The organism is Paraburkholderia sp., assembly GCF_036488505.1.
In the GTDB taxonomy this organism is placed as follows: Bacteria; Pseudomonadota; Gammaproteobacteria; order Burkholderiales; family Burkholderiaceae; genus Paraburkholderia.
In genome coordinates this window covers 12,429-30,086 of the sequence record NZ_DASXHN010000402.1, presented here as the reverse complement: position 1 = coordinate 30,086, position 17,658 = coordinate 12,429, and the positions used below count along the sequence as shown (strand labels likewise).

At 62.7% G+C, this 17,658-nt stretch carries 17 protein-coding genes and 1 pseudogene; 9 read left to right on the top strand and 9 right to left on the bottom strand.

Annotation, left to right across the window (positions count from 1 at the left end; all coding sequences use genetic code 11):
• Positions 1-92: 92 nt before the first annotated feature.
• Entirely contained in the window at positions 93-362 is a 270-nt protein-coding gene (locus tag VGH68_RS30145) for a serine hydrolase (RefSeq protein ID WP_414696979.1), read from the bottom strand.
• Positions 363-744: 382 nt separating this feature from the next.
• Between VGH68_RS30145 and VGH68_RS23470 the strand changes: the two are divergent.
• Positions 745-1,548: pseudogene (locus VGH68_RS23470) on the top strand (AraC family transcriptional regulator).
• A 521-nt stretch (positions 1,549-2,069) separates the two neighbouring features.
• Here VGH68_RS23470 and VGH68_RS23465 read toward each other — a convergent pair.
• Positions 2,070-2,963, bottom strand: coding sequence for an SDR family oxidoreductase (locus tag VGH68_RS23465; RefSeq protein WP_331606099.1), 894 nt, complete (start codon positions 2,961-2,963; stop codon positions 2,070-2,072).
• Positions 2,964-3,039: 76 nt separating this feature from the next.
• On the opposite strand from VGH68_RS23465, the gene VGH68_RS23460 reads away from it, so the two are divergent.
• Positions 3,040-3,606, top strand: a complete 567-nt coding sequence (locus tag VGH68_RS23460; RefSeq protein WP_331606098.1) for a TetR family transcriptional regulator — start codon at positions 3,040-3,042, stop codon at positions 3,604-3,606.
• 240 nt (positions 3,607-3,846) lie between these two features.
• Here VGH68_RS23460 and VGH68_RS23455 read toward each other — a convergent pair whose 3' ends face one another.
• Complete coding sequence (locus VGH68_RS23455; protein WP_331606097.1) at positions 3,847-4,368, bottom strand: zinc ribbon domain-containing protein; 522 nt, start codon at positions 4,366-4,368, stop codon at positions 3,847-3,849.
• Between the two features lie 77 nt (positions 4,369-4,445).
• Positions 4,446-4,715 carry a hypothetical protein gene (locus VGH68_RS23450; protein ID WP_331606096.1) on the bottom strand — a complete coding sequence of 90 codons (270 nt, stop codon included), beginning with the start codon at positions 4,713-4,715 and terminating at the stop codon, positions 4,446-4,448.
• Positions 4,716-5,277: 562 nt separating this feature from the next.
• Between VGH68_RS23450 and VGH68_RS23445 the strand changes: the two genes are divergently transcribed.
• Positions 5,278-6,507 (top strand): aldose epimerase family protein, encoded by a 1,230-nt coding sequence (locus tag VGH68_RS23445; protein WP_331606095.1) that lies wholly within the window; start codon positions 5,278-5,280, stop codon positions 6,505-6,507.
• A gap of 353 nt (positions 6,508-6,860) precedes the next feature.
• On the opposite strand, the gene VGH68_RS23440 is transcribed toward VGH68_RS23445, so the two are convergent.
• The gene (locus VGH68_RS23440) at positions 6,861-7,517 is read right to left on the bottom strand and encodes a hypothetical protein (protein WP_331606094.1); all 657 of its coding nucleotides are present in this window, start codon (positions 7,515-7,517) and stop codon (positions 6,861-6,863) included.
• A gap of 375 nt (positions 7,518-7,892) precedes the next feature.
• Between VGH68_RS23440 and VGH68_RS23435 the strand changes: the two genes are divergently transcribed.
• From VGH68_RS23435 to VGH68_RS23415, 5 genes are all read left to right on the top strand, one after another.
• Entirely contained in the window at positions 7,893-9,002 is a 1,110-nt protein-coding gene (locus VGH68_RS23435; RefSeq protein ID WP_331606093.1) for an FUSC family protein, read from the top strand.
• Positions 9,003-9,326: 324 nt separating this feature from the next.
• The gene (locus VGH68_RS23430; RefSeq protein WP_331606092.1) at positions 9,327-10,733 is read left to right on the top strand and encodes a selenium-binding protein SBP56-related protein; all 1,407 of its coding nucleotides are present in this window, start codon (positions 9,327-9,329) and stop codon (positions 10,731-10,733) included.
• An 8-nt stretch (positions 10,734-10,741) separates the two neighbouring features.
• A complete protein-coding gene (locus VGH68_RS23425) occupies positions 10,742-11,398 on the top strand; it encodes a hypothetical protein (protein ID WP_414696978.1) in 657 nt (218 codons plus the stop codon).
• Between the two features lie 115 nt (positions 11,399-11,513).
• On the top strand, positions 11,514-11,666 hold the full coding sequence (locus VGH68_RS23420; RefSeq protein WP_331606090.1) for a DUF6496 domain-containing protein: 153 nt from the start codon (positions 11,514-11,516) through the stop codon (positions 11,664-11,666).
• Positions 11,667-11,697: 31 nt separating this feature from the next.
• Positions 11,698-12,360 carry a UdgX family uracil-DNA binding protein gene (locus tag VGH68_RS23415; RefSeq protein WP_331606089.1) on the top strand — a complete coding sequence of 221 codons (663 nt, stop codon included), beginning with the start codon at positions 11,698-11,700 and terminating at the stop codon, positions 12,358-12,360.
• 34 nt (positions 12,361-12,394) lie between these two features.
• On the opposite strand, the gene VGH68_RS23410 is transcribed toward VGH68_RS23415, so the two are convergent.
• The 3 genes from VGH68_RS23410 to VGH68_RS23400 all read right to left on the bottom strand — a co-directional run bounded on the left by VGH68_RS23410 (position 12,395) and on the right by VGH68_RS23400 (position 14,000).
• Entirely contained in the window at positions 12,395-13,306 is a 912-nt protein-coding gene (locus tag VGH68_RS23410; protein ID WP_331606088.1) for a DUF72 domain-containing protein, read from the bottom strand.
• Between the two features lie 68 nt (positions 13,307-13,374).
• Entirely contained in the window at positions 13,375-13,575 is a 201-nt protein-coding gene (locus VGH68_RS23405; protein ID WP_331606087.1) for a hypothetical protein, read from the bottom strand.
• A 44-nt stretch (positions 13,576-13,619) separates the two neighbouring features.
• On the bottom strand, positions 13,620-14,000 hold the full coding sequence (locus VGH68_RS23400; RefSeq protein WP_331606101.1) for a DUF2795 domain-containing protein: 381 nt from the start codon (positions 13,998-14,000) through the stop codon (positions 13,620-13,622).
• A 92-nt stretch (positions 14,001-14,092) separates the two neighbouring features.
• On the opposite strand from VGH68_RS23400, the gene VGH68_RS23395 reads away from it, so the two are divergent.
• Positions 14,093-15,028 carry an NADP-dependent oxidoreductase gene (locus tag VGH68_RS23395; protein ID WP_331606086.1) on the top strand — a complete coding sequence of 312 codons (936 nt, stop codon included), beginning with the start codon at positions 14,093-14,095 and terminating at the stop codon, positions 15,026-15,028.
• Positions 15,029-15,112: 84 nt separating this feature from the next.
• Here VGH68_RS23395 and VGH68_RS23390 read toward each other — a convergent pair whose 3' ends face one another.
• On the bottom strand, positions 15,113-17,578 hold the full coding sequence (locus VGH68_RS23390) for a penicillin acylase family protein (protein WP_331606085.1): 2,466 nt from the start codon (positions 17,576-17,578) through the stop codon (positions 15,113-15,115).
• Between the last annotated feature and the right edge of the window lie 80 nt (positions 17,579-17,658).

The following is a 17,658-nucleotide window of genomic DNA, read 5'->3' as shown; positions in this document are numbered from 1 at the left end:
CATACGCAACGCAGATGGCGCGAAGCTGACGCGCCGATGGCCTTTCTGTTCAGGTTGATGCGATGGCGGGTCTACGCCGCGACAGGAACCGTCTAGCGCGGCCTCGGCAAGGGCAAGAGAACAGGCGGCGGTGTACGGATGAAGCGCAACATACACCGATGTTCTCGCGACGCGACGAGCGGTTTAGTGAGAGACGCAGCCTCGAAGACGGTCGCCGCGTCTGCAGCGGCGCGGTCGTGCGCACCGCGAACGCCGAAGTAATGTTCGGCGCTTCTCGTGCCCGCGCGAAGAGCGGCAAGCGATACGCCAGGAATCTTGCCGCTGGCAGTCGCTTCCGCCAGAAATCGGTTGAGGTCGGTCATCGGTTCGCGTGTCTGCAGGATTTTTGCCGAATTGTACCGGCTGCGACGCAGCAAAATTTCCGGCGTGATTCGTCTCGGCTCGGCCCGGAAACAGCCGTTCGACAGCCCTGCTCAAATCCTTCGCGATCTCACTCCGGCGCCACGCTGACGAAAAAGGATCCAAAGTTGGAGACCTCGCGCCCGGCGAAAAACCAGCTGATAAGCTGAGGCCCTATCGTATGAACCGTCTGGAAATCGAGCAAGAGCGGCTAGGCGCGATGTTTCGACGATGAGCGACCATAACGCCAGTCGCACGATCCAGATAATCAGACCATGCAAGCATCAAGTTGATGCCAATAGCACCTACGGCAAACGCTTCAATGCCGTACTCGCGTACATCGAGATGAACCTCGAGGGCGACCTGTCCGTGGACGCGCTAAGTCGCATTGCGAACTTCTCGAAATTCCATTTTCATCGCCAGTTTGCCGCCTATGTGGGGATGCCGGTTGCACGCTACGTGCAACTGACGCGCTTGCGCCGGGCTGCCCACCGCCTGGCATCGCGCGAATTCTGTTCGGTGCTCGATGCCGCGTTCGAAGCGGGATTCGACAGCCCCGAAGCTTTCAGCCGCGCATTCAGGCGCGCGTTCGGCACGGCGCCGAGTTCGTTCCGGCAGCGTCCGAATTGGCAGGTCTGGAGTGCGACTTTTGTCGTCCCCTATCTCTCAAGGAAACTCACCATGCAAGTATGAATTGTCGACTTTTCTGAAACCCGCGTCGCCGCGCTTGAACACGTTGGAGCGACTGGGCTCGTCAACGAGAGCGTGCGCAAGTTCGTCGACTGGCGGAAGCAAAGTGGGCAATCCCCGCTTTCGTCGAGCAGGACCTTTGGCATTCCGCGCAACAATCCGGACACGGCACCGGCGGATGCATTTCGCTTCGACATTTGCGGAGAAATCGACGAACCTGTCGCGTCGAATACCTATGGCGTCCGCGAACTTGTCATTCCAGGTGGTCGATGTGCAGTGGTTCGGCATATTGGATCGACCGACCACGTCGGTGAGACGATCTATCCGATTTATCGCGACTGGCTCCCCGCAAGCGGAGAGGAACTGCGAGACCACCCGTTGTTCTTTCACTACCTGAGCGTCTTTCCGGAAACGCCGCAGGGTCAGTGGGAAACCGACATCTACATTCCTCTCTTGTGACAGGAACGATCCGCCGCGTTGAGCTGATGAGCTGTCAACCGGACGTTCATCCGAATCCGGCCATCGTTCGTGCCACTAGTCGAAGAATTCGCGCCGGAGAGTATGAGCGCGTTGCAGCGCAATTCGCCGAGCATCCAATCGCTGCGCAGGATGACCCATCCGAATCACTGGCCGACGCTTGCGCTGAGCAAAGTCCCGACACGGCTCATATGGAGCGCTGCCGATGGTTAGGTTCCCGTCGATGGCGGTCGTCGCATCGCCGCCCCGAACCACACGCCCGCTTTGAAGAGATCAAAGTATGCGGTCATTTCCCGACCATCGAACGCCCTTCGCGGTGCACGAAATTCGCTCGCGACGGGTGATTGAACCGGTGCTCAGCGCCGGCCGCAGTCTCGGTGTATGTGGACAGTTTTCGTGTCGACTCCGCCTGGCGTAGATGAGCAACAGCCGGATGGCAGCGAGGCGAATTTGTAGCATCTCCGCAGGTCGCCGGCGATGGGCGGGCGTAGCAAGTCAGCCAATCAGTTCCCGGGGTAGTGTCCGGCAGCAATGTCTTCCAGAAGCGTTGCGTGCGTCGGCTCCCAGCCCAGCAGTGAGCGCGTGCGTGCGCTGGACGCGGGGGCGTCGGCACCGAAGAACATGCCGAGCCAGTCGAAATGAGCCTGCGCGCGCTCTACCGGAATCGATTCCACCGGTACATCGAGGAACTGTCCCAGCGCCGTCGCGATATCACGCGTGGCGATGCCTTCTTCAGCGACGGCATGCAGCACACTGCCCGGTGTCGCGTTGTCGATCGCGAGTTGCACGAGCTTGCCGGCATCGAGCCGGTTCACCGCAGGCCAGCGGTTCAGGCCGTCGCCGATGTAGCCCGAAATGCGTTTTTCCCGAGCGATGCGCGCCAGCACCGCGACGAATCCATGGTCACCGCCCGCACCGTGCACCGTCGGCGCGAAACGCACGACGATCGACCGGATACCACGATCGGCCAGGCCCAACGTGTAGGCCGCGTTGGCAATGCGCGGGTGGACTCCGGCGCTCGGCATATCCCTCTCGGTGCCCACGCGGCCCGGGACTAGCCCAAGTGTGCCCGAGGCGATCAGCAGCGGGCCGCCAGTGCCTTGCAGTACATCGGCGAACGCCTCGATGGCAGCGCGGTCGGTCTGCGCGGCGGCCGCCATTTGCGAGAAATCGTGGTTGTAGCCAAGATGTATAACGCCCTCGGCCAGCTTCGCTGCATCGCGCAGGCTGGCAAGGTCGTCCAGGCTGCCGCGCACCACCTCTGCACCAAGCTGCGCGATCCTTGCTGCCGACTCGTCGTTGCGGGCGAGGCCGAGGACGTGGTGTCCTGCAGAGATGAGTTCTTTGACGCTGGCTGAGCCGATCCAGCCCGAGGCGCCGGTAACGAGAATTCGCATGGGACCATCCGCTGATGTCATTAAGTGACATCAGTATAGGCCTATGATGTCACTCCGTGTCAACACAAGAGAGAAAATGGGACGCTGGGAGCCCGATGCCGAGAGCCGTTTCCGTGCTGCCGCCATCGAACTATTCGGAGAGGTCGGCTACGATCAGACGACCGTGGCAGCCATCGCGGAACGCGCGGGGCTGACTGCGCGCACGTTCTTCCGCTACTTCGCCGACAAGCGCGAAGTGCTGTTCAATGGCTCCGAACGTCTTCAACAGACGATGGTCGACGCGCTGGCGCGGGCGTCGGCCGAAGCTTCAGCGGTCGATGCGATCGCCGCCGCCTTGGCCAGTGCCGGCGATTTCTTCGATGACGACCGCCGCGCGTTCGCGCGACTGCGCAGCAGCGTGATCGCGGCCAACGCGGACCTGCGCGAGCGCGAGCTGATCAAGATGGCGACGCTGTCAGCGGCGCTGGCGCAGGCGCTCCAGGACCGCGGTGTCAGTCAGCCGGACGCGAGCCTCGCAGCCGAGGCAGGAGTCGCTGTCTTTCGGGTCGCGTTTGTGCAGTGGGTCAGCGAGTCCGAGCGACGCGACTACGTCGAGATCGTGAATGAATCGCTTGCGCGACTAAGAACGCTTGTTACCGGTTGACCGGCTTATCCGTGAGGCGGTCTTGCGCGTGGTCGCATATGCCGAACGGCCACTATTAGACGACTTCGGGTGGCATAGCCGCTTGCCTTCCTTGGCAGACAGCATGAGTCGGAACTACTCACATTTCTGGCGGAGGCCCTTAATCCGGTTCCCGATAGCGCTTTCCGCAGCAGTGAACGATGTTAAGCGTGCACGTACGACCGAATGGGATGATTCATCGCTGATGGGATCCGGACGTCGTCAGCGCGGCAACCTGCCCGCGGTCGCATTGACGGCAAGCACTGTTTGACCATCACTGGCAAGGTCGCATTGGTAAATGATCGGCGTATAGGTGCCGACGTCGTTCTGGAATTCGGCCTTATCGCCAACGTATGTGATCGCGCCGCCCGGCTGATCGGTCCAGCGAAAGTAACTGAATTTCAACTCGTTGGGTGCCTCAGTCCATCTCACAGCGTGCGTCGCAAGTCGCTCGATCGGATCCTTGCAATAGGTGTCGGCCGCAACGATCGCTTTCTCTGCGAGACATTGGAGGTCGTCCTTGCAGCACGACTGGGCTTGATTCATCGGGTCGTGGCCATCTTTGGCGCCATAGGTCGAAACGCAACACCCGCTGATCAACGATCCGACTATAAGAATCCCGAAGCCGCCCCTAATCTTTCCCGCCCCGGTCTGCCGCTTTACCCCGGGCGCGCCATACTTGACGCACTTCATCGGCTTGCTGCGAGCCTCGCTCCCGAATTCCTTGCATTCGACCAACCGCATGAATTCCTCCGATCCACTTCTCATCGAGCAGTTGCTTCATCAACGGATGAGATTTATCCCGACTCTGCGAGGCGCCATCAATACTTGATGTCGCGCTTCGCCTGGCGGCCGTTCTGCTTCGTGTCGCGCTTGTCCTGCCGGCACTGGGAGTTGCTCTTTTCGTTGGCGGCGCGGCAATCTACCTTGTGCGAGCGTGCCTCATGTTTGGCCTGCTGGTTGACGTTCCTGCCGGCTTGGCGCTGTTGTGACTGATTGGTGCTGAAGGCTGGGCCCGACAAAGCTAGTAATACGGTCGCAGTCAGCATTGTCCCCACCCACTTCCAAACTCCAACTGTCGTTTTGACCATTTTCGCGCTCCTCGGGGAGTGGTTTGAGAGGGCCCGTCAAACTATCGGGCGGTCAGCGTTCGTATGCCGTATCTGACCGAATGCGTGACTTCATGGTCCAGGTTCGTCAAGCCCGCAGTCTGGCGCCATTGAACCAGGTCCGTCGCGGCTCGTGCTTGATAGTACAAGCATAGACTTTACGCCGAATCCACTGATCGCAGGCGTGACGGGTCCAATGCTTCGAAATCGGAAGTTCGTTGTAGTGGGTCGAACGGCACCTCAGGGGAGGCGAAACGGATGCGATCCTCAGTGTCCCGCAGGTCCATCTCGATTGGACCTAAGGGCGGACGAGCGACCCTGTTTTTTTACTTCCCGATCCGACATTCATATCGGCGATATCACCCTTGTGAAATTCGACGCGAGGAAGCGCAGCGCAGATGAAACCCCAAGCCCCATTCTTTTCAGGTTCGCTCAGCGTCGTGAATTGGCGGCTCGGCGAGCACGACTTGTTGCAGGGCCTTCGGCGCATGCGTCAGGCATGTTGTTTGCGTTGCAAAAAGCCACCCTGTTGCAGGAGCCATCCATGACTACAAGCGCGGCGCGCATGCCGAACGGGCGATTTCACAGGCATGCGCTCTGGAACACGCCGCGCAGCATATTGCGGGTCGTCGGCGCGGCGTTGTTCGCGGTACCGTGCCTGTCGCTGGCGGGGTCGCTCACGCAAGCGCCGTACGGTGTCACAGCCGACGGGCACGCAGTCACCCGCTACACCATGACCAACGCGCATGGCCTGACGGTCAGCTTCCTGAACTATGGCGCCCTCATCAACGAGCTTCGCACGCCGGACCGACATGGCCGCATGGCGAACATCGTGCTCGGCTTCGGCAGCCTCGCGGACTATGAGAAGTTCAACGGCAACATCCACTTCGGCGCACTAATTGGCCGGTACGCCAATCGCATCGCGGCCGGTCGCTTTACGCTCGACGGGCAAACGTGGTCGCTGCCGATCAACGACCCACCGAATACGCTGCACGGCGGCCCGTCGAGCTTCGACACGAAGATCTGGAACGTAAAGCCAGTCGATTCGCGTGACGGCGTCAGTGCCGAATTGAGCTACGTGAGCCCCGACGGCGAAAACGGGTTCCCAGGCACCCTTTCCGCCCAGGTGACGTACACGCTCACCGATGACGACGTGTTCCGCATCGACTATCGCGCGACCACCGACAAACCAACGGTCGTGAACCTGACCAATCATTCGTATTTCAATCTGGCCGGCGAAGGCAGCGGCAGCATCGAGCGACAGACCATTCAAATCTGGGCCTCCCGCTACACGCCGACCGATGCGACGTCGATCCCAACCGGCGAACTGGCGAGCGTCCAGGGCACGCCGATGGACTTGCGCAAGCCAACCGTTATTGGCGAGCGGCTGCGCTCGTCGTTTATCCAACTTGTCTACGCACACGGCTTCGATCAGAACTGGGTGCTCGACAAGCCGGCGAACCCCGAGCCGGCGTCAGACAAGCGAACCCCGCGTCTCGCCGCGCGCGCGACCGATCCGGCGAGCGGCCGCGTGCTCGATCTTTATACGACGCAGCCGGGTTTGCAGTTCTATACGGCTAACGGGTTGGACGGCAGCGTGGTGGGCACATCGGGCAAGACCTACCGGCAGGGGGACGCGTTCGCGCTGGAGGCCGAGCACTTTCCCGATTCGCCGAATCAGCCGACGTTTCCGTCGACCGTGCTGAGGCCCGGCGAGACGTTCCACGAGATCACCGAATGGCGCTTCCGGACCCAGGCGGCCGGCGGAAAGTAAATACGGTCCACCGATCGACAGCCGGCCGGAATGCGAACGCGGCCGCGCTGATCGCTCTTTCCTCGTTCTTCCCGTCCGCTTATTCGCAGACGCTTGCCACGCAGACCTCAGGAGCCCGTTGCCTGACGTCGACTGGCGGTTTCTGGAATCCGCGAACGAGGCATCGGCGACGGAAATCGAACCTTCGAAGCTCGCGACCCGTCAAACTGAAGACCGCGACGTCGAGAGCTTCGATCGCGCTCAGTGCTGGTCGACGAACTCGTCGACTGCACTGCCCACGGTAGGATGAAGTCGCTCATCGCCGACGATGTCCAAGATTTCCAAACGTCTGAACTTGTCGCGCACCGGGTCATTCACTTCGGCAAAGCCGCGTCGTAGTTCCAGACCGGCAAGCGCTTGTTGGCGACGATGTCGGTCCAGCCATCGTTCACTCCCACGAAGCCGCAACTCGTCGTGCCGAAGCCGCAGTCGGCGCCCAGCGCCAGCCAGTAATGGTCGCGCGTCGCGACAAGGCGATCGCCATTTGCGGTGCTGACGCGATGCGCGGTGTTGCCGGCGCCGTATCCGCCCATGTGAGGCGTCAACAACGCATAGACATGCAGTTTGTTAAGGAAATTCTGATCTCCCTGCAGTCTCGTGCGAACCAGCACGCACGCCGAACCCTTCTCGGCGATCACGTCCTGCACGACGGTGTAGGGCTGCGTTTTGGCCTGGGATGTGAGCCGGAAGGACAGGGCCGGCGGCTCCGGCCATTCGCATCGATGGTCGAAGTCCTTCTGCGCGTCGTGATAGAAGGTTGACCCGTCGGTAATGATCAGTTGGAAGTCGCGTACCTGAGGCGTGTCGACATCCGGGAAGTAGATTTCCGTGAGGATGCCGCCTGCTGTCGTGTACCAGACCTGGCTCGACAACGAGTACGCCGTTCCGATGGCGTCTTTGTCCGCGCGGCTCCAGTTCAGCGGATTGCCAGGTGCGCCCGGAGCCGGATTCGATTCAAGCAGATTTGCCATCGCGTCTCACTCCATATCTTTGCTTAGCTCAATCAGAAATCCACGTGATGAGCAGAAGATCGGGCATACCAAGCATCGTAGCTATCGAGGATAGCGCTTCTGACGTGCATAGAGACGGACATTCGGGCCGCCCGATCGCCGACGGTTCCGAGGGATGCCTGCCGGGCGCGCCCTTCCTCACGAGCATGTAGAAGTCGTTTTTAGGGCTCGACGCACAAGTGCTTCGCGATCTGCGACGCGGCTATCGGCGAGATTGCCCATGTTCAGATGGATGGCTGCGGCTGGCGGGGCGAATCTCTCCTGCGTGAACATGCGGTGTCGGATCCGGCGTAAGCTCTGCGGTGATACGCCGGTTGTCAATATCAAGGGCACGTCATGCATCAGGCGCTTAAGCTCGTCGCGGACTGGTTCGAAAGAGTCGATCCACGCACGCATCGACGCATCAAAGGACTGCGCCTTGTCACTGCTTACGGCATCGCGATGGCGCTGGGCACGCTGCACGACTTTACTTCGATCGCACCCGCCACCGTCTCGCTGGGCGGCCTGGCGGGAAGCTTCGCACTCTGGGCGAGCGTGTCTGAAGCGCGCACGACCCGCTACGAATCGAGCCGCGATCTGGCGCTGCTGTGCGCGGCCGTCGCGGCCGGCGCGGCGTTGTTTGCGGTGCTTTCGTCGATTCCACCGACCGCGCATTTCGCGCGGGTCACGGGTCACGCTGGCGGCGAGTGGATTCTCATCAGCGGTGCGTTCGCGGTCGGGGCCCTGAAGCGCTACGGTGTGCTCGGCGCGGGCTTGGGTTCGCAGATCTATATCGGTGAATTGACCGCCTACACGATGAACCTGAGTTCGGTGGACTGGCACGCGATTGTTGTGGCGGCGCTCATAGCGATGGTCTCGGCCGTGGTGCCGCGCCTGCTCAGCGGACCGGCGGAAAAGCCCGCGTTGATGGCCGCGCTGGCAACGGTGCCGGCGCGAGGGCCGCTGGGGTATCCCGCTGAGTTCGTCATGGGCGTGCAGGCGGCCAGCGCCGCGTTGGCGATCGTGCTGCTGAACAGCCTGTTCGGACTGACGGAGTCGGCGTGGGCGATTACCGCCTGCGTCTATGTGATTAGCGGCACCGCCGCGGGCACGCTCGAACGGGGGCGCCGCCGTGTTGTCGGCACGCTGATCGGCGTCCCGCTCGCCTTGTGCTTCCTGCCGGTCGTCGCTCATGCGCCGTTGCTGATCTGGTGCGCCGCATCGGTCGCGATGGTCGTCTATGCGATGGCACTGCCCGAACGTTACGACGTCGCCTGCGGCGCGTTCGCTTTTACGCTTCTCGTGACGCTCGCGGCCGGTGGTGAGCATTCGCTGCCGGTGCTGTTGGCGCGGTTGTGGGAAACGGTGCTGGGTGTGGGCATCGGCATCGTGACGGCGCTGCTGGTGATGCCGCTGCGTGAGGAGGCCGTCGACCGCGCCGCGGATTCGTCGTCGGCGGAGAAGTAAGCGGCTGCCGGCAACCCGCTATCGTGCGTTCAGGCACCGCGTTTCCGATCGCGGCAGATAACCGTAGCGGATTTGCTTCGTTGGCTGCGCGCGCTAACAACGGTAAATTGGGCGGGTCGCGCGCCGCGCCAGAAAATTCCCGGTTGCCGCCAGCGCGGCCGTGAACTACAAATTTAAGGCTATGCGGCGCTTGGCGGTGCGCCGCGCCACGCCGGGTAGCGCATCGCGCAGAGCGCGGATTGCCGCCACGCGCAGCGCCCGTTCGGCGCGCCGGAGCACGCGGACGTTCTGGACCGGCGGTCAGTCGACAAGGAGAGTTCAGCCATGGGAATGCGTCCAGATCCTACTTTTCACGCATCGCCGAAACTCGCGATGGATGCGCCAGCGGAAGAGTACGCGTACACGGTGCTGCTGAGCCCGGATGCGTCGCAGCCGGACGCACTCGCGGTAATCGACGTGAAGCCGGGGTCGCCGACCTATAGCCAGGTCGTTCACACGGTGCCGGTGCCGTACAAGGGCGATGAATTTCATCATTTCGGCTGGAATGCGTGTTCGTCCGCGCTTTCGCCGCTGACGGGCCACGCTTTTCTGGAACGCCGCTATCTGATCATTCCGGGCATGCGCTCTTCACGCATCTATATCGTCGATACGAAACCCCATCCGACTCAGGCGAAGATTCACAAGATCATCGAGCCGGAAGAGATCTTCCGCAAGACGGGCTACTCGCGACCGCACACCGTGCATTGCGGACCGGAAGGCATTTACGTGAGCACGCTCGGCGGCGCAGGAGAAGACGGTACCGAAGGGCCGCCCGGTATTTTCATCATGGATTGCCAGACGTTCGAAGTACTCGGCCGCTGGGAGATCGAGCGCGGCTTGCAGCAGAAGCACTACGACTTCTGGTGGAATCTGCCGCGCGACTATATGGTGTCGAGCGAATGGGCACTGCCGCCGCAGTTCGAAAACGGCATCGTGCCCGAAGATCTGCTCGCGAACCGGTACGGGCATCACATCCACTTCTGGGATCTGCGCGCGCGCCGCAACGTGCAGACGATCGATCTCGGCGCGAATCACCAGATGGCGCTCGAAGTACGGCCCGCGCACGATCCGAGCCGCGAGTACGGTTTCATCGGCGTGGTCGTCGATACCAGCAACCTCGAGGGCTCGATCTGGACATGGTGGCGCGAGGATGGGCGGTTCCATATTGAAAAGACCGTGACGATCGCGCCCGAACCCGCGCCGGCCGATGAGCTTCCGCCGCTGCTGCAAGGCTTCGGCGCGGTGCCGCCGCTGGTTACCGACATCGATCTGTCCATCGACGATAAATTTCTCTATGTCGCCTGCTGGGGAACCGGCGAGATGCGCCAGTACGACGTGACCGAGCCGCGCAAGCCGAGGCTTACCGGGTCGGTGCGTATCGGCGGGATCGTGCGGCGCACCCCGCACCCGAATGGCAACGCGTTCGCGGGCGGCCCGCAAATGGTCGAAATCAGCCGCGACGGCAAGCGCGTCTATTGGACGAATTCGCTTTATTCGACGTGGGACAACCAGTTCTACCCGGACGGCGTGCCCGCTGCGCAAGTGATGGCGCACGCCGACCCGGATGGCGGCCTGACGCTCGCCGACGATTACTGGGTTGCGTTTTCCGACGGATATCGCGCGCACCAGATTCGGCTCGAAGGCGGAGACTGTTCGACCGATTCATTCTGCTACCCGTCGGTGGGCGTTTGAGCGGCGGCGTGTCGGCACAAACCGGTCTGTGGCTGGCGGTGCTCGCGAGCGGTCTGTATCACGGGCTCAATCCGGCGATGGGCTGGCCGCTGGCGGTGTCGAACGCGTTGCTGCAGCGCCGCGCGCACGCGCTGCACTATGCGCTCGCGTGTCTCGCGGGCGGGCATGCGCTTGCGATCCTGCTGATGATGCTGCCGTTCGCGATGCTGGCGAGCGTGATCATGTGGCAGCGCGAAATACAGATCGGCGCGAGCATGCTCGTGATCGGCTTCGGTGTCGTTTTGCTGATACGGCGACGTCATCCGCGGGTGCTGGCGAGAATTCCGCCTTCGCGTCTTGCGTTGTGGTCGTTTGCGGTGGCGATCGCGCATGGGGCGGGTTTGATGCTCGTGCCGATTTATCTGGGACTGTGCAGCGTGAGCGATCGGGATGCCGGGCATCGGGCGGCGCGCACGCTGATCGAAGCCAGTCTGCGCATGGCGCTGTCGGTTTCCGCTGTGCATGCAGCCGCGATGTTGATCGCCGGTGGATCGATGGCGTGGCTGGTGTATCGCTATCTCGGACTCAGGCTGGTATCGCGAAGCTGGTTCAATCTGGACGCGGTTTGGGCGGCGAGTCTGATTCTGGTGGGTGGACTGGCATTGGGAGCGGGCGTTGCGGGCTGATTTCGGGACCGCCAGCACGGCGAGCCTGGCACGCGGAATGCTGGACGTTTCGCGCACGGCAATCACGGTGTGTCGTGGCTCGTCATGCCGGTTCAACGCGAAACAGGAGAACATCATGCCGCTCAAGAAAGGTACGTCGAAACAGACCGTCTCGCACAACATCAAAACCGAAACGAAGCATGGCAAGCCGCACAAGCAGGCCGTGGCGATCGCATTGAATCAGGCGCGCAAGTCCGGCGCGAAGATTCCGAAGAAGAGCGACAAGTAAGCGATCGTTCCAGCCGATAGAGCCGATACTCATGACTGAGCGGCCATCGAAAAAGCGCGCGCGCGGTGGTGCGTCGGCGGAACAGCCGGATGTCGAGCCCGATCAGCAGCCGGCGTCGCTGAACGACTGTCGCCGCTGCGCGCTGTGGCGCAATGCGACCCAGGCGGTGGGCGGTGAAGGGCAGCGCCATGCATCGATCGTTCTGGTGGGCGAACAGCCCGGCGATAGCGAAGATCTGCAAGGCAAACCCTTCGTCGGGCCGGCTGGCGCGCTGCTCGACAAGGCGCTCGAAGAAGCGGGCGTGAGGCGTCACGACGTTTACGTGACCAATGCGGTCAAACATTTCAAGTGGATCGCGCGCGGCAAACGCCGCATGCACAAGACGCCTGCGCAGCGGGAGATCGATGCTTGCAGCTATTGGCTGGAGCAGGAACTCAGCATGCCCGATGTACGGGTTATCGTCACGCTGGGCGCGACCGCTTTGAAAGCTGTGCTCGACGACTCACATGCCCGCTTGCAGGATGCACTCGGTAGAACCATCGAGCGTGGCGCGCAGCGCATCGTCGCGACCTATCATCCTTCGTTTGCGCTGCGCGCGCCGGATCCCGAGACCCGTCGCGACGTGTACGACAGTATCGTCGCCGCACTTCGGAACGCGCAGAAGCTCGCGCATGGTGGTAAGCGGTCGGGCTGAGCGGCAGTGCGGTTAGCGGCGCCATGCGGGTATGTCACTGCGCTGGTTCCGGTTGCGAGGCACGCAAACCTAGCCGTGCCATCAGCCGCTGCGCGTCGAACGGCGCTTGCGCTTTGACGTCGTTGTCGAAGTAGCAGTAGACGTCGCGGCTCAGCCGGCGACGCGGCGCCAACTCCGGCGCAATCAGCCGCGCGTCGGCGGGCTGGGTGCCGCTGCGCCACGCATCGATGCGTGCGGCCCAACGGTCCAGCGAGTCGTCCGTATAGGCGCCGGTGTACTTCGCTTGTGTGCCGTGGAGCCGGATATAAACGAAATCGGCGGTGAGATCTTCGGCCACGGGCCAGGGCTCGGTGGAATCCGACACCACCAGTGCGACGCCGTAGCGCCGTAGCAGCTTCACGAATGCGGGATCGATAAAGCTTGCATGGCGTATTTCGACCGCGTGGCGCAGCCGGCGTTTGCGCGTGACCTGCAGATAAGGCGTTTTGACGCGCGCATCATGACGCGTCGCCAACGCGAGCGCGCTGGCCGTATCGGCCGGCAGTATCTGCAGAAAGCGCTCCATTGCGTCGGGATCGAAGCGGAACGAAGGCGGAAATTGCCACAAAATCGGGCCAAGCTTCTCGTTTAGCGCGAGCATTCCCTGCGCAAAGAAGTTCGCGATGCCAGCGCGCGCACTGTCGTCGCGAAACCGCAGCATGTGGGTCAGATACCGCGCGCCTTTAATGCCGAATACGAAGTCGGAAGGCGTTTGCGCATACCAGCGTTCCCAGCTATCCAGCGATTGCAGGCTGTAATGCGTGCCGTTGATTTCGATTGTGCTAAACGATGCCGCCGCATATCGCAGTTCCGCTGCCTGAACCAGATCTTCAGGGTAAAAGTTGTCGCGCCAGCCCTTGTAGCGCCAGCCGGAAATGCCGATGCGTACGTCGCCGGTTTTATCCATTGCAATCCTGTACGCGCATCCAGGTACTCGATCCCCCAGCGCGATGCACGCTGAAGATCGCGGCCAGTTCACTCACGGGTGGACTCAGGAGGTATTGGATTTTTGTCTTGCGACGATTCGAGCGCGTTCTCCGATTCTGGGTGCTTGCTCTTTTCCAGCCGGTCCTTTCTGCTTTGCAATGTATCCGGCGGGATGTCTCGCGATTCTTCGGACTTCGGGTCGTCGGGCTTTATGCCGGTAGTGCGCGGGTGCGCTGAAGTACTTTGCATGACGCTCTCCTTGCGCGGCCGTTCCAACTCTGTGGATGGCGACGTCATTGAATGCGCGCGATCGCTTTTTCGACCGCGGCAGGGCTATCGAAATTGGAATCCGGCAGACGGGCGACGATATCGACGATATCGGTATTCGCGTGATTGCGGCGCGCCTGCTCGACGAGCTTTTCGCGCGTAGTCGGGTAAGCCGCACCGTTGAGCGCTTTCTGAATGTCAGCGGGATTCGGTTGGCCGGGATGTCGGTGGTCCTGTGAATGAGGGGGGTGCTGTGACACGGTGTTCTCCTTGGGTTCGCGATACACATGCGGACATGAGTGCGCCGCATATCCCGTGCCTCGGGCGGCGAAGCACGGCACTCGTACGCTGGGCGTCGAGGTTGTGGCGAAGTGCGTTTCGGCCTCCAGGGTGTTAGCAGTGGCCATGCCCGCCAAGCGATGCATCGCGGAGGTAAGAGTCGATAGCGAGGAACACCGTTTGCGCGCTTTCCGTGACGTACCCTTTCAAGGAGGTAACCATGACTACGATGATCGCCTATCGCATTCACGGTTTCGGTGGCCCGGAGGTGTTCAAAGCAGAGAAAATCGAGGTGCCCGAGCCGGGTGCGAACGAAGTGCTTGTGCGTGTGCGGGCCGCGAGCGCGAATCCGGTCGATTTGAAAACGCGCGCGGGACAGTACCCGTTGGTGCGCGAAGACAAGCTGCCTTATACGCTCGGCCGGGACTTTTCCGGCACCGTCGAACGCGTCGGCGACGGCGTCGCGCAGTGGCACGCGGGCGATGACGTGTACGGTTTCGTCGGCCAGGGGCAGGGCGCTTACGCGGAATTCGTCGTGGTCGACGCGAGCGCGCTTGCGCGGCCGCCGAAAACCGTCGATGCGACGACGGCAGGCGCGGTGCCGCTTGCCGCATTGACCGCGTGGCAGGGGCTCTTCGATCACGGCAAGCTCGAAGCGGGCGGCCGCGTGCTGATTCATGCAGGCTCGGGTGGCGTCGGACATTTCGCGGTGCAATTCGCGAAGCACAAGGGCGCCGAAGTGTTCGCCACCGCTTCCGGTGACGGTGTCGAATTCGTGCGCGCGCTCGGCGCGGATTGCGTGATCGATTACCACACGCAGCGCTTCGAAGACGTTGCGCGCGGCATGGATCTCGTTTTCGATCTGGTCGGCGGCGATACGCAGCAGCGTTCGTGGGACGTCGTCGCAACCGGCGGCGCGCTGATTTCGACCCTCAACGAGCCGTCGCAGACCGAGGCGTCGAGCCGTGGTGCGCGCGCCGCGCGCTACACCGCACAGCCCGACGGCCGGCAATTGACTGAGATCCAGCGGTTGATGGACGCAGGCAGCGTGAGGGTCGCGATCGCGGAACGTTTTGCATTCGATGCGACCGCCGACGCACTGGAGCGGCTCGCGAAGGGACACGTGCGCGGCAAGATCGTCGTGGCGATGACGTAATCCGACCACGACGCCGGCTCGCACGGGAAATTTCCTCCACTGCTCGTGCTCGATCGGTAGCTAAACGACGGTCATATCGCTCGCTCATTGCGCGTCTGCATCCGCCGAACTCAGCGTGCGTACGCTCAACGCCGGATCGCGTGCGATCGCTTCTTCTGAAAACGGCATCGTCATCCACCGTTGCGCGGCGTAGTCGCGCGTGGCGTCGGCATAGTGGGGCGACGCGGGGTCGTCGGATTCGGACGATGCGAGCAACGTGCGCGCGCTCACCTGAGCGCCGTCGAATGACACGACCTGCAGATAGGTATCGCCAGAAGGATTGACGTTCATCGAATAGCCGCTCGAATCGAACGGATGCGCGGGGCAAGCGGCGGTGAAGTAGCCGGCTGCGTCGCACCCGCCGAACAGCGCAATGCGATCGGCGTTGCGCTGCACGTACAGCGCCGCGCCGCGGGATGCATCGATCGCGATGCCGGCGCGCCGCAGTGCCGCGATCGCGTCGTGCAGCGCGGCGGCGAGCCGGGCGGGATCGGCGGCGATGCCGGCCGGCGTGCTCAGTGGCTTGGCGGGGTCGAACGGCACCGCGTAAAGTTGCGCAGGCGCAATGGTCAGCACGCGCCGCCAGGTTTCGTCCCACAACGTTGCGCCAACGGCACCGGTGGCGGCCGTGTCGTCCCACGCGGCAAGTACTTTGCATGCCGCGCGCCGCTCGCCGGTTTCCGCTTCGGCCGGCAACGCCGCGATCGCTTCGGTGCTGCAAAGGCGATCGAGTATCGGCTGCTTGAATAGCAACGCCGACATCGAGCGGCTATCGAGCGCCGCGCGCTCGAGTGCATCGGCGGATACGCCGGTGGGTTCGCTCTGCAATTGCCCGGCGATCGCGTGGCCGAGCCGCGTGCGCAGTGATTGCGGCGTGTTGGTTGGGCCGACGATCTTCGCGAAGCCGGTCAACGGGGCGGCCGGATTGGTGAGCCAGTAGCTGTCGTTGAAATTGCCGACGTAGTCGCGCCGCAGTAGCGCCGGCATTTGCGCGACCGGCAACGCGTAGCGTTGCACCGCGCCACGCTCGTTGCGCCAATCGCAGTCGCTGCGCGAGCCGTCGAGGAACGGCACACCCGGCAGCACTGGCGCCAGCGCTTTGCCGACCGGCGGCGTGCAGCGCTGCGCGTGTTCGTCGGGCACATTCGGCACCGCGCCGATGTCCGCGTACCACACGCGAGGGTCCCCACGGCCGATCGCGATCGTGTTGACCCATGGCATCGCCGCATTATCCTTCTGGATGGCAATGAAATCGTCGAGCGAAGCCGCCTGATTCCATTCCAGCAAGTTCTCCATCACGCGGAAGTTGTCGGCATTGATATCGCGTAACGCGAACGCCTGCTGCGCATTCCACGCGAGGGCTGGCGACATCGTCGCCAGATTGACGAGCACGCCGAAACGCGAGCGATACAGCGTGCGCGATACCGTATGCAGTGAACCATCGGCATCGCGTACGTCGACGTTCACCTGCGTCGCCGTCATCGCTTCGGACTCGCCGTCCACCCGATAATGCGTCGGCGCGCCCGGCACGAGTGTCAGCTTGAAGAGGCCGAAGCGCTTTGCGGTGGACACCGTATGCGCCCACGCAACGTTGTCGTTGAAACCCATCACGATCAGCGGCACGCCGAGAAATGACACGCCGCTTACATTCAGTTTGCCGGGAATCGTCAGTTGCGCCTGATAGAAGCGATCGGGGCCGCTCCATAGCCAGTGCGGATTGGCGAGCAGCAGTGCGCTGCCGTTGTGCGTCGCGTCCGCGCCGAAAGCGAGCGCGTTGCTGCCGATTCCCGCATGGCCGCCGATGTAAGCAAGCGCTGCATCGGATGCAGGCTGTACGTCGTGAAGTACTTGTGCGGGCAACCGGTCGGATAAGGGCGGCACTTGGGCCGGCGGTTGCGCGTTCGCAATCGCGCTGACGAAGCGCGCCGCGCCGCCCGCCAGATTCGCCGCATACTCGCGTCGGTAAATGTCGGCGTCCGTGATCTTGCCGAGCCACGGCGCGGTGCGACAGGCGGCGTGCGCGCCTGGAAACTCGCCGCGCGCGAGATCGGCGAGATAGCGGTTATAGCCGGCAGCGAAGCCGTCGATCAACGCGCGCATGTCGGCGCTCTGGCTTTTACCGTAGCGCGCGACAGCCGCGTCGTCGGCGACGAAACGGAAAAAGAAGTCCGCGTCGAGATTATTGGGCTGGCCGAAGCTTGCCTCGAAAGCCGGTCGCGTAGTCGCGCCGAAGTAGCGCGAACGTTCGCCGCGGTACGTGACGAAGCCCTCGGCCATCGTGCACAGATTGTCCTGCGCCTGCGCATAGCCGTATCCGTAGCCGAGGCTGCCCCAGTCGTCCGCTTTCACGTGCGGGATGCCGAGCGCGGTACGGCGGATCTCGGCCCGATACGGGGCGGTACGCGTGACGGCATCGGCGGGCCGGGTCGCGCAGCTCTGCAAAGCCGCGGCGACGGGCAGCGCAATCAGCAGTGCAGCGAGGCGGCGGCAAACGAGGATCTTCAAGCGCATGGCTTTCCTCTGAGCTGACGTTAAGCGGTGGCGACGGGCATCGCGCGGCCACGAGCTGCATTGTTCGCAGCAATCGCGTC

Bases quoted from the DNA above. Each gene is read 5' to 3' on its own strand.
- VGH68_RS23445 (WP_331606095.1), top strand. From the start codon at position 5,278: ATGACTACAAGCGCGGCGCGCATGCCGAACGGGCGATTTCACAGGCAT.
- VGH68_RS23460 (WP_331606098.1), top strand. From the start codon at position 3,040: ATGGGACGCTGGGAGCCCGATGCCGAGAGCCGTTTCCGTGCTGCCGCC.
- VGH68_RS23405 (WP_331606087.1), bottom strand. From the start codon at position 13,575: ATGCAAAGTACTTCAGCGCACCCGCGCACTACCGGCATAAAGCCCGAC.
- VGH68_RS23420 (WP_331606090.1), top strand. From the start codon at position 11,514: ATGCCGCTCAAGAAAGGTACGTCGAAACAGACCGTCTCGCACAACATC.
- VGH68_RS23395 (WP_331606086.1), top strand. From the start codon at position 14,093: ATGACTACGATGATCGCCTATCGCATTCACGGTTTCGGTGGCCCGGAG.
- VGH68_RS23410 (WP_331606088.1), bottom strand. From the start codon at position 13,306: ATGGATAAAACCGGCGACGTACGCATCGGCATTTCCGGCTGGCGCTAC.
- VGH68_RS23415 (WP_331606089.1), top strand. From the start codon at position 11,698: ATGACTGAGCGGCCATCGAAAAAGCGCGCGCGCGGTGGTGCGTCGGCG.
- VGH68_RS23390 (WP_331606085.1), bottom strand. From the start codon at position 17,578: ATGCGCTTGAAGATCCTCGTTTGCCGCCGCCTCGCTGCACTGCTGATT.
- VGH68_RS23400 (WP_331606101.1), bottom strand. From the start codon at position 14,000: ATGGCCACTGCTAACACCCTGGAGGCCGAAACGCACTTCGCCACAACC.
- VGH68_RS23455 (WP_331606097.1), bottom strand. From the start codon at position 4,368: ATGCGGTTGGTCGAATGCAAGGAATTCGGGAGCGAGGCTCGCAGCAAG.
- VGH68_RS23450 (WP_331606096.1), bottom strand. From the start codon at position 4,715: ATGGTCAAAACGACAGTTGGAGTTTGGAAGTGGGTGGGGACAATGCTG.
- VGH68_RS30145 (WP_414696979.1), bottom strand. From the start codon at position 362: ATGACCGACCTCAACCGATTTCTGGCGGAAGCGACTGCCAGCGGCAAG.
- VGH68_RS23430 (WP_331606092.1), top strand. From the start codon at position 9,327: ATGGGAATGCGTCCAGATCCTACTTTTCACGCATCGCCGAAACTCGCG.
- VGH68_RS23465 (WP_331606099.1), bottom strand. From the start codon at position 2,963: ATGCGAATTCTCGTTACCGGCGCCTCGGGCTGGATCGGCTCAGCCAGC.
- VGH68_RS23435 (WP_331606093.1), top strand. From the start codon at position 7,893: ATGCATCAGGCGCTTAAGCTCGTCGCGGACTGGTTCGAAAGAGTCGAT.
- VGH68_RS23440 (WP_331606094.1), bottom strand. From the start codon at position 7,517: ATGGCAAATCTGCTTGAATCGAATCCGGCTCCGGGCGCACCTGGCAAT.